Raw genomic sequence first — 14,473 nt, forward strand, 5'->3', positions numbered from 1 at the left:
TCCTGCTTGTTACTTGGCCTGGGCCTTCGCCACGGCGGCGAAGGTGTAGTTGTCCAGCGGACTTTCAGCCACGCGGAACCAGCCCGCCTGCTCGGCCTGGAACTTCTTCCAGTCGGGGAAGATCGCGGCGAAATCCGGGTTCTTGGCCGAGAGTTCGGTCCATAGCTCCTGCGAAGCGTTGTATGCCGCGTCCATGACTTCCTTGGGGAAGAAGCTGACTTTGGCGCCGCCGGCGATCAGCTTACGCAGCGCCAGCGGGTTGCGCGCATCGTAGTGGGCCAGCATGCGCATGGTCTGTTCGCCTGCCGCCGCCTCGAAAGCAGCCTGGTAGGCCGGGGGCAAGGCCTCCCAGGCCTTGTCGTGCACCATGCTGGTGATCGAGGCGCTGCCTTCGAACCAGCCCGGCGAGTAGTAATACGGCGCCACCTTGTTGAAGCCGAGCTTCTCGTCGTCGTACGGGCCGATCCATTCGGCGGCGTCGATGGTGCCCTTTTCCAGCGCCGGGTAGATGTCGCCCGGCGGGATCTGCTGCGGCACCGCGCCCAGCTTGGAGAGCACCATGCCGCCTATGCCGCCGATGCGCATGTTCAGGCCCTTGAGGTCGGCGACGGATTTGATTTCCTTGCGATACCAGCCGCCCATCTGCACGCCGACGTTGCCACAGACGTGGTTGACGATGTTGTACTTCTTATAGAGCTCGCGCAGCATCTTCATGCCGCCGCCGTAGTGGATCCAGGCGTTGTGCTGGCGCGCGCTCAGGCCGAAAGACAGGCCGGTATCGAAAGTCAGCGCCGTGTTCTTGCCGATGTAGGCCGTGCTGAGCACGTGATTGCATTCCACCGTGCCATTGCTGACCGCGTCCATGTTCTGCGCCGCGGGCACCAGTTCGCCGCCGGGAAAGGCGCGGATCTCGAACTTGCCTTCGGTCAGCTGCGCCACGCGCTTGCAGAGGTCTTCGGCCGAACCGTAGATGGTGTCCAGGCTCTTGGGCCAGCTGGTGGACATGCGCCAGCGCACCGATGGCGCGGATTGCGCGACGGCGGGCATGCCCAGGGTGGCGAGGCCAGCGCCGGCTGCGCCGGCGGCTTGTGCGAGGAAACGGCGTCGTTGCATTCATTGCTCCCGATCTGATTCGATTGAGTCCCCTTGGACCCGCCTCAACTCATGCCAACGCCGCTCGCGTACACCCGAAAAAACGTTAGCACACTGAATTGTTGATCAGCATACTGACAGTAATTTTGAGTGTCAACAAGGTAAATCCCCACTCCCGGCACCCGCGAAACGCCTGGGTTTACACCGATTTCGGCGACATTTCGCGCGCAGTCTTCAGGCGGTTTGCGGGTACTCCTTTCATATAGCGGACACTCGCTCTCGCGAGCCTGAACAGGCGTGCATAATAGGCCCGCGCCGCCAGCCGCCAGCCTGCCGCCTGTCGGGGAAATCCCTAGCTCCTGACTTGTTTTTTTAAGCAGTACACTGACGACAATTACTCAGCATACTGACTAGCGAGTTGATATGAACTGGATCCGCATTGCCTCTACCGACCAACTGACCGAAGACGACGAGGTGATCCCCGTCGCCGCCGGCGAAAAGCAGCTGGCGCTGTATCGCAGCGAAGGCGAGTTCTACGCCTCCGACAACGTCTGTACGCACGCCTACGCGCTGCTGTCCGACGGTTACCTGGAGGACGGCTGCATCGAATGCCCGTTGCACCAGGCCAAATTCGATATCCGCACCGGCCAGGCCATGTGCGCGCCCGCAACCAGCGACATCCGCGTCTATCCGGTCAAAGTCGAAGGCCAGGACATCTATGCCAACCTGCAAGGCTGACCATGGCTGACGCCGACTCGATCCTCATCATCGGCGCCGGCCAGACCGGCGCGGTGGCGGCCGCGGCGCTGCGCGATCTGGGCCACGAAGGTCCTATCACGCTGATCGGCCGGGAAGCGCACGCGCCCTATGAACGCCCGCCGCTATCCAAAGACGTATTGCACGCGCCCGGCGCGCACGGCCAGACGGCCGTGCATCCCGAGGACTTCTACGAACGGCAGCGCGTCACGCTGCTGACCGGCACCGAGGCCGTGCAGATCGACCCTGCCCGCCGCCTGGTCCGGCTGGCCGATGGCCGCGACCTTCCTTATAGCCGCTGCCTGCTTGCCACCGGTGGAAGCGCGCGCGAATTGCCCAGCCTGCCGCGCGGCACGCCGGGCGTGCACTACATCAGGACGCTGGACGACGCGGCGGCGCTGCGCGCCGGCCTTATGCCGCAAGCCCGAGTCGCCGTCATCGGCGGCGGCTTCCTGGGCCTGGAGGTCGCATCCACCGCGCGCGCGCTGGGCGCGGAGGTCACCGTACTGGAAAGCGCGCCGCGCCTGCTGGAACGCGTATTGCCTCCCGCCCTGTCGGACTGGCTGGCGGAGCGCGCCCGCCACGCCGGGGTGGACCTGCGCCTGGGCGCGCGCATCGCCCGCAGCGGCTGGCAGCCTCACGCGGACGCCACGGTCCGCCACCAGGCGCGCTTCGCCATTGAACTGCAGGACGCGGACACGATAGCGGCCGACGTCGTGGTGGTGGCAATCGGCCTGGTGCCGGAGGTGTCCCTGGCCGCCCAGGCCGGACTGGCGCTGGATCCCGCCAATGGCGGTATCCAGGTCGACGCCGCCTGCCGCAGCAGCGACCCCTACCTGTATGCCGCAGGCGATTGCGCCAGCCAGCACCGCCGCCACCTCAACCAGGCCATGCGCCTGGAGTCCTGGCAGAACGCCAATGAACAGGCGCGCGCCGCCGCCGCGGGCATGCTGGGCAAGCCCGCCCCCGCCGAACCCTATCCCTGGTTCTGGACGGATCAGTATGGCTGCAACGTGCAGATGCTGGGCCTGCCACAGCCGGATCTCGTCTACGCCTGCCGCGGCGTGCCGCAAGCGCAGGCCGAGGCGCCCAAGTTCATCTGGCTCGGCCACCGCGACGGCGTGCCGGTGCATGCCATTGCCATCAACGCCGGCGGCGACCTGCGCCAGCTGCGCGTGCTGTTCGAACAAGGCATCGCCATCGACCCGCAGCGGTACGCCGACGAGACCGTGGCGCTCAAGCCCCTGGTCAAGTCCTGCCAGCAGAACGCCGCCGCGTCCTGAACTCCAATTACCGCCCCCGCATCGACAGGAGCTTTTCATGTATCAATCGCAAACCGTCATCGGCCTCACGATGGCGTCCAAGGACACCGCCCTGGCCGACTGTGTCTGGCCCGAAGACGCGCTGCACTACATTCCGGACTGGGTCTACACCAGCCGCGCGGTGTACGACCAGGAAGTCGAGAAAATCTTCCACGGCAAGACCTGGAATTACGTAGCCCTGGAAGCCGAGCTGCCAAATCCCGGCGACTACAAGCGGTCCTACGTGGGGCCCACCCCGGTCGTGGTCTCGCGCGCCGAGGACGGTTCGGTCAACGTCTTCGAGAACCGCTGCGCCCACCGCGGCGCGGAGTTCTGCCGCAACAGCCAGGGCAATGCCAAGGAGTTCGTCTGCCCCTACCACCAGTGGTCCTATGACCTGAAGGGCAATCTGCAAGGCATTCCCTTCAAACGCGGCGTGAATCGCGAAGGCGGCATGCCCAAGGACTTCAAGAACGAAGAACACGGCCTGCGCAAGCTGCGCGTCACCACGCGCAACGGCGTCATCTTCGCGTCCTACAGCGACGAAGTCGAACCCATCGAGGAATACCTGACGCCCGAGATCCTGGCCGATTTCGATACCGTCTTCCCGGGCAAGAAGCTCAAGATCCACGGCTACTACCGCAATGAACTGCCGTGCAACTGGAAGATGTACCACGAGAATCTGAAGGATCCGTACCACGCCACGCTGCTGCACTCGTTCCTGGTGGTGTTCGGGCTGCTCGTAGCGGGCAACAAGTCCGCCATGCTGGTCGATCCGGTGCACGGGCGCCACGGCACCATGGCCTCGGCCAAGAGCGAAGACAAGTACGCCAACGTCAGCGAAGAAAACAAGAAGGAGATGCGCTCCTTCCACGACGGCCTGCACCTGCAGGACGACCGTTTCCTGGAGTTCGTCAAGGAATTCGATTCGCCCTGGTCGGTCACCATGCAGACCGTGTGGCCCAACCTCATCGTGCAGCGCGAAATGAACACGCTGGGCGTGCGCCAGATCGTGCCCAATGGCCCGGACAGCATGATCATGCAATGGACCATGTTCGGCTACGAGGACGACACGCCCGAAATGGAACGTCACCGCCTGCGCCAGGGCAACCTGATGGGTCCGGCCGGATTCCTCGGCCTGGAAGACAACGAAGCGATGAAGTTCGTGCAGGAAGGCGTGCGCCGCGCCAGTACCGACGTCAATGTGCTGAAGCTGGAATCCGGCAAGCAAGGCACTTCCAACACGCTGATTTCGGAAGCCGCCATCCGCTCCATGTACAGCTACTACCGCGGCGTGATGGGCTTTTGAGGCAGGAACCGAGAAACATGAGAACCCGATTCGAATTTTCCCCCCGCAAGATCGATCCCGCCCGCGCCATTGCCCTGCGCCAGGAGATCGAGGAGTTCCACGCCGACTACTGCGCCACCCTGGACGCAGGCCAGGTCGAGGCCTGGCCGGACTTCTTTACCGAAGACGGCCTGTACCGCGTCACCGCGCGCGAGAACGCCGAACTGGGCCTGCCGGTGGGTCTGGTCTATTCCGAAGGCCGGGCCATGATGCATGACCGCGCCGTGGCCATCTCGCGCACTCAGATGTTCGCGCCGCGCTACATGCTGCATCTGGTCAGCAATACCCGCGTCATCAGCGAATCCGCCAATGGCGAGATCGAATCCCAGGCTGCGTTCATGCTCATGCAGACGCTGGTGGAAGGCCCCACCACACTGCATCTGGCCGGCACCTACTATGACCGCTACCTGCGGCAGGATGGCGTGCTCAAGCTGAAGGAGCGCCAGGTGGTGTATGACACCACCATCCTCGCCAACGACCTGGTCTATCCGGTCTAGAAGTAGAAACGCCAGTAAAAAGGGGTTGCGCCTCGCGGTGCAACCCCTTTTTTCGTGGCGGCGCCAGGCGCCGCTTCAGGCCTGCGTGGCGCGCAAGGCTTCGTCCCGCGTCAGCACGGTGGCGTACTTCTGCTGCATATCGAATAGATTGGCTTCATGCGGGCCAATGGCGCGGTCGCCCACGCAGTCCGACACCACCAGTGGCCGGAACCCGTACTGCATGGCATCCACGACGCTGGCGCGCACGCAGCCGCTGGTGACCGCCCCCGCAACCAGCAGCGTCTGCACCCCGCGCTGCGCCAGCCAGGCCGCCAGGCTGGTGCCGAAGAACGCCGAGGGCACGGTCTTGCGCACCACCAGTTCGCCTGCCGCGGGCGCAAGTTGCGGCACGATGGCGCTGTTGTGGTCCGCTTCCTTCAAGGTCAGCATGCCCGGGACCTTGAGCGTGAAGATGTTGTGGTCCGCGTCGTCGTCGGCGAACACGATGCGGCTGTGCGCCACCGGCCAGCCTTGCTTGCGCGCATGCGCCAGCAATCCGATCGTCTGCTCGATGGCCTGCGGGATGTTGCCGCCGCCGAACACCGCCGGATCCGCGAAACCGTTGACCAGGTCCACGATCAGCAGGCCGTAGGGAGCCTTGGGCGCCATGGACGCGCCGAAGCCCTGGCGTTCATAGGCCGAGATATCGTCATTCATGTGTGGAATTCCTTGAGCGATGATTGCTTGCCTAGGCCTGGGAACCGGCGCCGTCCAGCACCTTGCCCTGGCGCACCACGTCCTCTCCGTCCAGCCGCACGGTGCAGCCGCGCAACGGGATGTCGATATGGCAGGTCGTGGTGCGGTTGCCGCCGGCCTCATTGTTGGGGCCCAGCGAAAACAGGAAGTTGCCCTCGTAGGCCCGCGCGTCCATTCCTATGGTGGCTTCGCGGTCGTACAGGCCCAGCGTGGTCCAGTGCGCGCGCGGCTGCAGCCCCCACCCGATGTGAGAGATCGCGTAGGCCTCCGGATCCCTGAACGAGGCCACGTATTCCCGCAGCAGCTCGGCATCGACGCCGCCGTCGATGCGCGTGGCGTAGCCATTCTCCACCGTCAGCTCAATCGCCGAGCGCACATAGAGCTTCTGCGGCAGCAGGATATCGCCCACGTCGATCACGATCTTGCCATTGGCGCCGCCTTCGTTCGGCCAGGTCAGCACAAAGCCGCTGGGCCAGTGATCCCAGCGCCCCGGTTCGTCGACAAAGCCATATTCGCTGATGGCGGGAAACTCGCCCAGCGGGCAGCGCAGATCCGTGCCCGCTTCCGACACCACGCTCATCTCACGCGCCGTGCCGATACGAGCGGCCGCGGCCTTGACTCGCTGGCGATCGGCCTCCGTCGGCACCAATCGCGCCAGCACCTCGGGCGGCTCCACCGCCAGCAGGATCTTGGTTCCCGTGGCCAGGATTTCGTGCTGTTCCGGCGAGAACAGCAGCGTCATCAGGTCCAGCACCAGATCGCTTTCCTTCAGCGCCGCGATGGCGGCCTTGTTCCCGGTGAGCGGAGTGGTGCCCAGATAGGCCAGCGAATCCCGGCTGAGCGCGCGTTCGCCGTTGACGGGCGGCAGGTCCAGGCGGTTCACGACGGCGCCCATGGATTGCGTCGCGATCAGCGCCGTGGCCAGTGTTTGTGGGTGGGTCGCCGCGCTGGTCAGCACCGTAACGGTCTGCCCCGCCTGCAGCTTGGACAGAGTCAGCACCTGTTGCCAGGCCTTCACCATTTCGTAGTCGCTTATAGGCATGATGTCCTCCTTGCTTGACAGCCCGCGCGCGTCATGCGCGCACCAGGGGCGCGCCCAGGAAATCGCCGAAGGCCGCGTAGAAGCCTTCCTCGTTGTCCCATGGAATCATGTGACCGGCGGCAGGCACCCGATGATGCCGCGTGCCGAGCGCCAATTGCTGGATCTCGCTCACGTCCGCATCCAGCACCACGTCGCCCCGCTCCGCGGTGACCAACAGAATCGGCACCTCCAGACGCGGCAGGTCGGCATGGATGTCGTCGCTCTGGAATGCCTCGAAGCTCTGGATAATGGCGCGTTCATCGCAGGTATGCAGCCATTCAGCGCGCAACTGGCGCTGCTCTTGCGTCCAGGTCGGGCAGAACGCGCGCATGGCTTCGGCGTCCATGCCCTGCCGGGCCTGCGCCATGGAATCGACATACCACGGCAGTTTGGCGGGATACGGCCGGCGGCCCGGGCCCGATACGGGAGGGTCCACCAGGACCAGCCGGCTCAAGCCTGCGGGCTTGCCCCTGCCGGCCCGCACGCCGATGCGCCCGCCCATGGAATGGCCCACCACGCTATAGCGCGCCAGGCCCAGCGCTTCGGCGAAGGCCAGCACGTCGGCGGCTTGCGCGTCCAGGCTGTAGTCCAGCGCCGCGCCCGCTTCCGACAGGCCGCGGCCGCGCACGTCCAGGATATAGGTATCGAAGGACGCGCCGAAACGCTCTCCCACGAAACCCCAGGTAACCGCCGGGCTGGTGATGCCGGGCACGATGATGACCGGATCGCGCCCGGCCCCGCGCTCTCCGCCGTAGCGCAGGTAATGCTGGCGTATGCCGTTGGCGTGCACGTTGCCGCCGTACAGGAAGGTGCTCATGTCGGTCTCCCGGTCTGGCTCAGAGTTTGAACAGGCGCCGCGCGTTGCCGTGGCAGATCAGTTCGCGGGTGGCTTCGTCCATCGGCGTCTGCTCGATGAATTCGACGGCGAGCGCTGTCGATTCGTAGGGATAGTCCACCGAGAACATCACCGCCTCGCGGCCCATCTCGGCGATGGCCGCCATCAGCGTCGGAGGCGAACAGACGCCGGAGGTCGTGATGACGATGTTGCTGCCCAGGTATTCGGACGGCGCGCGCGCCAGCTTGATGCCGTGCGAGTACACCGCGAAGCGGCTGTCGAAGCGCCAGCGCAGAAAGGGCAGCCCCTCGCCCATGTGGCCCAGGATCAGCTTGACGCCGGGATAGCGGTCGAACACGCCGCCAAACAGCAGCCGCAGCGCGTGGGTGGCGGTTTCGACGCCCCAGCCCCAGCAGGCGCCCACCAGCTCGGGATGGTCTGTATAGGCTTGGGGGATGACGTAGGGATCCGACGGGTGCAGATAGACGGGTACGTCCAGCTCCTGCACTTTCTCCCAGAACGGGTCGTAGGCGCGCCCGTCGTAATACACGCCGTTGGTGTGGCCGTTGATCAGCGCGCCCTTGAAGCCCAGTTGCTTGACGCAGCGTTCCAGCTCGGCGGCTGCAACCCGCGGATCGTGCATGGGCACGGTGGCAAAGGCGCCATAACGCGTGGGATGGCGCGCCACCTGCTCGACCAGGAAATCGTTGTTCTCCTTGGCGCGGCGCAACGCCACGGCGGCGTCGGCCTCCGCCTGCACGCCCGGCCCCGTCTGCGACAGGATGACGTAGTCGATGCCGCCGCGATCCATTTCGCCCAGCCGGACCTCGTCGAAGTCCACCAGGCGGGCGGCCAGGTCGGCCAGCACGGTCGGATCGATGTGCTGCGCAAAGCTCTTCGAATAGTCCTTGAACCCGACCGCGGTGTAGTGCTCCTCGAACGCGATCTTGCGTATTTTGCTCATTCCCCTACTCCCAGTTTGATGGCTGGACCCTGTCCTGCCACGGCGCGTCAGCATTGTTTATCAGTACACTGACTATTACATCGGAACAACCGGAACCTCGCGCAGCCAATTTCCCATAGGGAACCGCCTGCCACGGCTTCCGAATTTACGTCAGTATACTGACTTTATAATCAGCGTACTGACAAATTAGGGAAATCCCGGAGCCAAAAAAAATGCCGCCGAGGCGGCGTTTCCTGCGAACGGCGTTCAGCCGGCTCCGTCCAGATCGGCTGGCGTGTCGACATCGCGCAACACGCCCGGATCGTCCACGTCGACCAGACACAGCCCGGGCTGCTTGAGCAGCCGGCGGGCGCCTTCGTCCGCGCTCAGACCCGCCAGTTGCGGCAACAGCTCCGCGCCAAACCCTACCGGATGGCCGCGCTGCCCCTGATACGATGGCGCCGCCATCGGCGCGTGGCGCAGCGTGGCCAGCACGCGCTCCAGGGTGGCAGGCCGGATCCAGGGCATGTCGGCCAGCGCCACCAGCACGGATTGGGGTGCGTGGGGAAAGGCCTGTATGTATTGCGCGGCCGCGGCCAGGCTTGCTCCCATGCCCTCGTCCGCCCGGTCGGTCTCCAGCACGTCGCAGTCCTCTGCCCGCAGCAGGCCGGCCAGGACGGAACTGCCCGGACGCACCACCGCAATGACCATGTCCACCGCCGCGCGCAACGCGCGCGCGCTGGCTACGGCCACACACACTCCCTGCGACAATGGAGCCAGCAGCTTGTCGGCGCCAGGCCGATGCAGGGCATAACGCGAACCTTGCCCGGCCGCCAGCAGGATGCCGACGCGCCAGGGGGTGCTCGCCGGGTAGGGATAGACACTAGAGACATTCGCCATGATGATCAGTATAGTGAATATAAGCCGTGGCAGCGCCACGGGCATTCCCCTGTGAGAAGCCGATGAACGCTCTGGATCTGGACGTATTGCAACATGCCCGGGACTGGGTTGCCGCGGGCAGCCGCGTGCACTTGGTAACCGTGGTGCAGACCTGGGGTTCCGCCCCGCGCCAGGCGGGCGCCATGCTCGCCCTGCGCGACGACGGCCGCATGGTGGGCTCGGTTTCGGGCGGCTGCATCGAAGACGACCTGATAGGGCGCGCCCGCGACGGAACGCTCGAAGACGCTCCCGCGCGCCTGACCTATGGCGTGACCCGCGACGAAGCCGCTCGCTTCGGCCTGCCTTGCGGCGGCACACTGCGCCTGATCAGCGAGCCGCTGCGCGACACGCAATGGCTGGACATCGTGCTGGCGGCCATCCGTGGCCATCGCCTGGTCCAGCGCACGGTGGACCTGCAGGACGGCAGCAGTTCGGTGTCTCCCGCCGGTCCGGCCGATGGCCCGGATTTCGACGGGCGCATCTTCCGCAGCGTCTACGGCCCCCGCTGGCGGCTGCTGATCATCGGCGCCAACCAGACTGCGCAGGTGTTGGCCAACGTGGCCGCCACGCTGGATTTCCACGTCACGGTATGCGACCCGCGCGTAGAGTTCTCCGGCGACTGGAACCTGTCCCAGACGACCTTGCTTACCTGCATGCCCGATGACGCCGTGCTGGAGATCGGCACGGACGAACGCACCGCCATCGTCGCGGTGACGCATGACCCCAAGCTCGACGACATGGCCTTGCTGGAGGCGTTGAAATCCCCGGCGTTCTACGTGGGTGCGCTGGGTTCGCGCGCGAACCAGCAAAAGCGCCGCGAACGGCTGCGGCTGTTCGACCTCGATGAAAACCAGATCGGCCGGCTGCATGGCCCGGTGGGCCTGCGCATCGCCAGCAAGACACCCGCCGAGATCGCGGTGGCGATCGCCGCTGAACTGATCTGGGTCCGCAATACGCTGGGAGACGGCGAGGCCGCCCGCAGCGCGCCGCAGGCGAACGCGCTGCAAGGCTGAGGCCGCTGCCGGCCCCTGCCCTACATGGGCTTGAGCGTGGTGCGGCTGTACTGGTTGTTGGCTTCCACCAGGGTGGACAGCAGCTTCATGAAGATTTCCTGATTGCGCGTGGACAGGGGCTCCAGCAGGCGCTGCTGGGCCCGGGCCATGCCCTCCTGCAGGAGGCCCATGATACGCAGGCCTTCCTGAGTGATGACGGCCTGGCGCGAACGCTTGTCGTTAGGATTGATGCGGCGTTCCACCAGCCCCCGTTCCTGCAGGCGCTTGACCACATCGGCGGTGGTCGTGCGGTCCAGCCCCAGTTCCATGCCGATGGCGGTCTGGTCCAGCCAGGGACTGAGCGACAGCGCGGTCAGCACGCCATATTGCACCGGCGTCACGTTCTGCGTCTTGCATTCTTCGTAGAACATGGCGTAGTGGATCTGGTTCAGGCGCCGCACCAGATAGCCGGGACGCGACCACAGCACCTGCTTGGCCGGATCGAAAATCTTGGTGTCTGTCTTCTGAGTTGCGACGCGCTTCAAGGACGTCGTCTTTTTCTGTACATCCGGCACGTTGAGGCAGCTCCAATTTAGTTAGTGCACTGAGGATAATACCACCGGCCGTGTCCTGTCGAGCGGCGCGCGACGGACGATTGCGTGAAATCAAACGCCTCTGCGCGCAGCCCCGGATTCAGGGTTCACGGACCTTAGCGCGCCTGCTCCGCCAGATACTCCTTCAAGGTCTGCACCAATGCCGCCGCAGCGGGCGACAGACTGCGGTTTCGCGCCGTCACCAGCCCGATGGAACGTTCCGCCACCGGGCCGATCAGCGGGCGTTGGACGATGCCATTTTGCGCCACTGCGCCGGCCGCGATCTCCGGCAGCGCGGCCACGCCGAAGCCGCATTCGACCATGGCGACGATGGTGGTCAGGTGTTCGGCCTCGAACGCCGGCGTGAAGCGGATCCGGTTCTGCAGAAAGGCCCATTCCGTGTACTGGCGCACGCTGCTGGGCTGCACCATGGACACGTGCGCGGCGTCCGCCGTATCGGCCCAGCGCAACGGTCCGCGGGCGCGCGCCAGCGGATGGGCTTCCGGGATCAGCAGCAGAAAGCTGTCGGACATCAGCGGCACATAGTGCAGGTCGGCGTGCTGCGGATCGGCAGCGGTCAGGGCGAAATCAACCTCGCCCGCGCGTACCAGATCGAAGGCCGGCCCCGACAAGGTGTCGCGCACTTTCAAGGCGACCAGCGGGTGCGCCTGCCGGTAGGCCATGAGCACGCGCGGCAGCAGCCGCGCAGCCACCGAAGGCAAGGCGGCCACGGAGACCTGGCCCTGCTCCGCGTTGACGATGCCGCTGACCGCGGCGATCGCATCGCGAAAAGCGACCTGCAAGGCAGCGGCCTGTTGCATGAAGACTTCGCCGGCGGCGGTCAGCCGCACCGTGCGGGTGGTACGGTCGAACAAGCGCACCCCGAGCGCGTCCTCGATGCGCTGGATCTGCGTGGACAGGGCCGATTGAGACAAATGCAGTTGCGCGGCCGCCTGGCGGAAGTTGAGCGTGCGGCCCAGCACCAGCGTGGTGTCGATGTCGCGCATGGAAAGATTGATCTGCATGCCGGAAGCGGAGCTCTCTATTGATCTGAATTCAAGATCATTCTATCCAAAAAATCTGATTCATCAATCAAACCGCCTTCTCTACACTCGCCCCCAGCGTAGTTTCAGATATAGGAGCAAACCATGCAGACGGACGCGATCGCGCTGCCCAATCCGGGCGCGGCGCATGCGGTGGTGGTGGGCGGCGGCACCATGGGAGCCGACGTGGCCGTGGTGCTGACCCGCGCAGCCTGCCGGACGACGGTGATCGAATCGAACCCGCAACGCGCGGCGGGCCTGCCTGCCCGGGTGACGGAAAACCTCAGGACCATAGGCAGGGAGGCCAACGCGGCGCTGCTGTCCACGGCAACCGGACTGGACGAGGTCGATTGGTCCAGCGTGGACCTGGTGATCGAGTGCATACCCGAACGCCTGGACATCAAGCAAACACTGTTCGCCGACCTGGCGCGGCGCGCCCGGCCGGACGCGATCCTGGCCAGCAACAGTTCCAGCTTCCCGATCAGCGCCATCAGCCAGGGCCTGGATACCCGGGGCCGCATGCTGGGCCTGCATTTCTTCATGCCGGCGCATCTGGTGCCGCTGGTGGAAGTCGTGCTGGGCGAAGCCAGCGATAACGCCTGCGCGGACACCCTGATCGACTTCATGCGGCGCTGCGGCAGCGTGCCGGTAAAGGTGCGGCAGGACCTGCCGGGCTTTCTTGCCAATCGCCTGCAACATGCGCTATCGCGCGAGGCCTTCGACCTGATCGACCGCGGCATTGCCTCGCCCGAAGACGTGGACGCAGCCGTGCGCTTCGGCTTCGGCTTCCGCTTCCTGGCGGCCGGCCCGGTCATGCAGCGCGACCATGCCGGCATAGACGTGCATGCCGCGGCGGGCGCCACCATGTACCCCACGTTCTGCAACGCCAGCGAGCCCGCGCGATGCCTGACCGAACGCGCCCAGGACGGCCGCCACGGCATGAAGACAGGCCAGGGCTTCTACACCTGGACGCCCGAGACCATCGCCGCCGAGCGCGCGCGCTACGACCGGTTGCTGCGCGCGGGCCTGGACCTGATCGCCCCCGAACTGCCGGAGATCAAGCCATGAACGGCACCTTCCCGCCCCGCGCCGCGCTCGCCGACTCGCCCGTCATCATCACGGTGGCGCCCAACGGCGCCTATAAGCAGGCGGCCGACCATCCGGCCGTGCCGCTCACGGCCGCGGCCCTGGCAAGCGAAGCCCGCGCCTGCCTGGACGCCGGTGCAGCCATGATGCATATGCACGTGCGCAAGCCCGACGGCAGCCACCTGCTGGACGCCCAGGCCTACCGCGATGCCCTGGCCGCCGTGCGCGGCGCCGTGGGCGACGAGTTGCTGGTGCAAGTGACCAGCGAAGCCGCCGGCGTGTACAAGGCGGCCGAGCAGATCGCCTTGGTGCGCGAACTGCAACCCGAGGCGGTGTCCATCGGCCTGCGCGAGATCGCCGTGCCGGACATCCCGGAAGCCGAACTGGCGGCCTTCCTGGCCTGGATCGCCGAACGCCGCATCATGACGCAGATCATTCTGTACGACGAGGGCGACGTGCGCCGCTGGCTGTCGCTACGCGCGCGCGGCCTGGTGCCGCCAGGCGCATGGTCGGTGCTGTTCGTGCTTGGCCGGTACAGTGCGGGCCAGACCTCCTCGGCTTATGATCTGCTGCCTTTCCTGGCCGCGTATGACCAGTCGCTGCCCTGGGCCGTCTGCGCTTTCGGCCCCGAGGAAAATGCCTGCGTCACCACGGCCGCGGCATTTGGCGGCCACATGCGCGTGGGCTTCGAGAACAATCTGAAGCTGCGCGACGGCAGCACCGCGCCAGGCAATTCGGCCCTGGTGCTGCAGGCCGCGCAAGGCGCCCAAGCCCTGGGTCGGCCGCTGGCCACCGCCGCCGATGCGCGCCGCATCTATGGGGCGATAGGCTAGCGTCCCGTTGCCGCAAAGCGTTTCAGCCGGCCGGCGGAGCATGCATCCGCCGGCCGTTTTTGCTTGGCCGTTCGGAGCCTTGCTATACAGCGCCAACCCACCTTCCGCGCGCATTGTTACGCCGTGGCGCAACATTGACGCCAATTACAGCCATCTGCTAAAAGCTTCGATATCCGCACGTTAAACGCAATGCCCCAACTGTCGTAGTGAGGTGCTGTGTGCAAAACGAGTCTGATGGCTACACCAAGCCTCAGGAACTGCGTAGTTTCCTGTTCCTGACGGCTGTCATGGCCCCCGTCCTTTCAGTCATCATTGTGGCGGGTTACGGTTTCCTCGTCTGGTTCTATCAGTTGTTCGCCGGCCCTCCCGGCAGCTGATGCAACGCGACGGAACCCCTCC

General features: G+C 65.6%; 16 protein-coding genes. 8 read left to right on the forward strand and 8 right to left on the reverse strand.

Annotation, left to right across the window (positions count from 1 at the left end):
• Positions 1-9: 9 nt before the first annotated feature.
• Entirely contained in the window at positions 10-1,113 is a 1,104-nt protein-coding gene (locus VCS63_RS28975) for a TRAP transporter substrate-binding protein (protein WP_042793099.1), read from the reverse strand.
• Positions 1,114-1,515: 402 nt separating this feature from the next.
• On the opposite strand from VCS63_RS28975, the gene VCS63_RS28980 reads away from it, so the two are divergent.
• Genes VCS63_RS28980 through VCS63_RS28995 form a run of 4 tightly spaced genes read left to right on the forward strand, consistent with a single transcriptional unit; the run spans position 1,516 to position 4,994 of the window.
• Positions 1,516-1,830, forward strand: coding sequence for a non-heme iron oxygenase ferredoxin subunit (locus VCS63_RS28980; RefSeq protein ID WP_042793098.1), 315 nt, complete (start codon positions 1,516-1,518; stop codon positions 1,828-1,830).
• 2 nt (positions 1,831-1,832) lie between these two features.
• Positions 1,833-3,131 (forward strand): NAD(P)/FAD-dependent oxidoreductase, encoded by a 1,299-nt coding sequence (locus VCS63_RS28985; RefSeq protein ID WP_253637338.1) that lies wholly within the window; start codon positions 1,833-1,835, stop codon positions 3,129-3,131.
• Between the two features lie 37 nt (positions 3,132-3,168).
• A complete protein-coding gene (locus VCS63_RS28990; RefSeq protein ID WP_042793096.1) occupies positions 3,169-4,458 on the forward strand; it encodes an aromatic ring-hydroxylating dioxygenase subunit alpha in 1,290 nt (429 codons plus the stop codon).
• Between the two features lie 17 nt (positions 4,459-4,475).
• The gene (locus VCS63_RS28995; protein ID WP_042793095.1) at positions 4,476-4,994 is read left to right on the forward strand and encodes an aromatic-ring-hydroxylating dioxygenase subunit beta; all 519 of its coding nucleotides are present in this window, start codon (positions 4,476-4,478) and stop codon (positions 4,992-4,994) included.
• A gap of 75 nt (positions 4,995-5,069) precedes the next feature.
• Here VCS63_RS28995 and VCS63_RS29000 read toward each other — a convergent pair whose 3' ends face one another.
• The 5 genes from VCS63_RS29000 to VCS63_RS29020 form a co-directional block, all read right to left on the reverse strand.
• Positions 5,070-5,690: an N-carbamoylsarcosine amidohydrolase gene (locus VCS63_RS29000; RefSeq protein WP_042793094.1), complete on the reverse strand. Its 621-nt coding sequence runs from the start codon at positions 5,688-5,690 to the stop codon at positions 5,070-5,072.
• Between the two features lie 31 nt (positions 5,691-5,721).
• On the reverse strand, positions 5,722-6,771 hold the full coding sequence (locus VCS63_RS29005; protein WP_042793093.1) for a 2,5-dihydroxypyridine 5,6-dioxygenase: 1,050 nt from the start codon (positions 6,769-6,771) through the stop codon (positions 5,722-5,724).
• A gap of 31 nt (positions 6,772-6,802) precedes the next feature.
• The gene (locus VCS63_RS29010) at positions 6,803-7,627 is read right to left on the reverse strand and encodes an alpha/beta hydrolase (RefSeq protein WP_323881842.1); all 825 of its coding nucleotides are present in this window, start codon (positions 7,625-7,627) and stop codon (positions 6,803-6,805) included.
• Positions 7,628-7,646: 19 nt separating this feature from the next.
• Positions 7,647-8,609 (reverse strand): amidohydrolase family protein, encoded by a 963-nt coding sequence (locus VCS63_RS29015; protein WP_042793091.1) that lies wholly within the window; start codon positions 8,607-8,609, stop codon positions 7,647-7,649.
• A 246-nt stretch (positions 8,610-8,855) separates the two neighbouring features.
• On the reverse strand, positions 8,856-9,488 hold the full coding sequence (locus VCS63_RS29020) for a nucleotidyltransferase family protein (RefSeq protein ID WP_323881845.1): 633 nt from the start codon (positions 9,486-9,488) through the stop codon (positions 8,856-8,858).
• 62 nt (positions 9,489-9,550) lie between these two features.
• Here VCS63_RS29020 and VCS63_RS29025 point away from each other — a divergent pair, with 62 nt between their 5' ends.
• Positions 9,551-10,540: an XdhC family protein gene (locus tag VCS63_RS29025; protein WP_063960867.1), complete on the forward strand. Its 990-nt coding sequence runs from the start codon at positions 9,551-9,553 to the stop codon at positions 10,538-10,540.
• Positions 10,541-10,560: 20 nt separating this feature from the next.
• Here VCS63_RS29025 and VCS63_RS29030 read toward each other — a convergent pair whose 3' ends face one another.
• Positions 10,561-11,028, reverse strand: coding sequence for a MarR family winged helix-turn-helix transcriptional regulator (locus VCS63_RS29030; RefSeq protein WP_223306531.1), 468 nt, complete (start codon positions 11,026-11,028; stop codon positions 10,561-10,563).
• A gap of 200 nt (positions 11,029-11,228) precedes the next feature.
• Positions 11,229-12,137, reverse strand: coding sequence for a LysR family transcriptional regulator (locus tag VCS63_RS29035; RefSeq protein ID WP_042793088.1), 909 nt, complete (start codon positions 12,135-12,137; stop codon positions 11,229-11,231).
• Positions 12,138-12,260: 123 nt separating this feature from the next.
• On the opposite strand from VCS63_RS29035, the gene VCS63_RS29040 reads away from it, so the two are divergent.
• The 3 genes from VCS63_RS29040 to napE all read left to right on the forward strand — a co-directional run bounded on the left by VCS63_RS29040 (position 12,261) and on the right by napE (position 14,451).
• Positions 12,261-13,223: a 3-hydroxyacyl-CoA dehydrogenase family protein gene (locus tag VCS63_RS29040; RefSeq protein WP_238914544.1), complete on the forward strand. Its 963-nt coding sequence runs from the start codon at positions 12,261-12,263 to the stop codon at positions 13,221-13,223.
• On the forward strand, positions 13,220-14,074 hold the full coding sequence (locus VCS63_RS29045; protein WP_042793086.1) for a 3-keto-5-aminohexanoate cleavage protein: 855 nt from the start codon (positions 13,220-13,222) through the stop codon (positions 14,072-14,074). The genes VCS63_RS29040 and VCS63_RS29045 overlap by 4 nt, the downstream gene beginning before the upstream one ends.
• A gap of 218 nt (positions 14,075-14,292) precedes the next feature.
• Positions 14,293-14,451 (forward strand): periplasmic nitrate reductase, NapE protein, encoded by a 159-nt coding sequence (gene napE / locus VCS63_RS29050; protein ID WP_042793085.1) that lies wholly within the window; start codon positions 14,293-14,295, stop codon positions 14,449-14,451.
• Positions 14,452-14,473 lie beyond the last annotated feature (22 nt).

The sequence above is a fragment of the Achromobacter sp. D10 genome (assembly GCF_035282245.1).
GTDB classification, from domain to species: domain Bacteria; phylum Pseudomonadota; class Gammaproteobacteria; order Burkholderiales; family Burkholderiaceae_B; genus Achromobacter; species Achromobacter insolitus.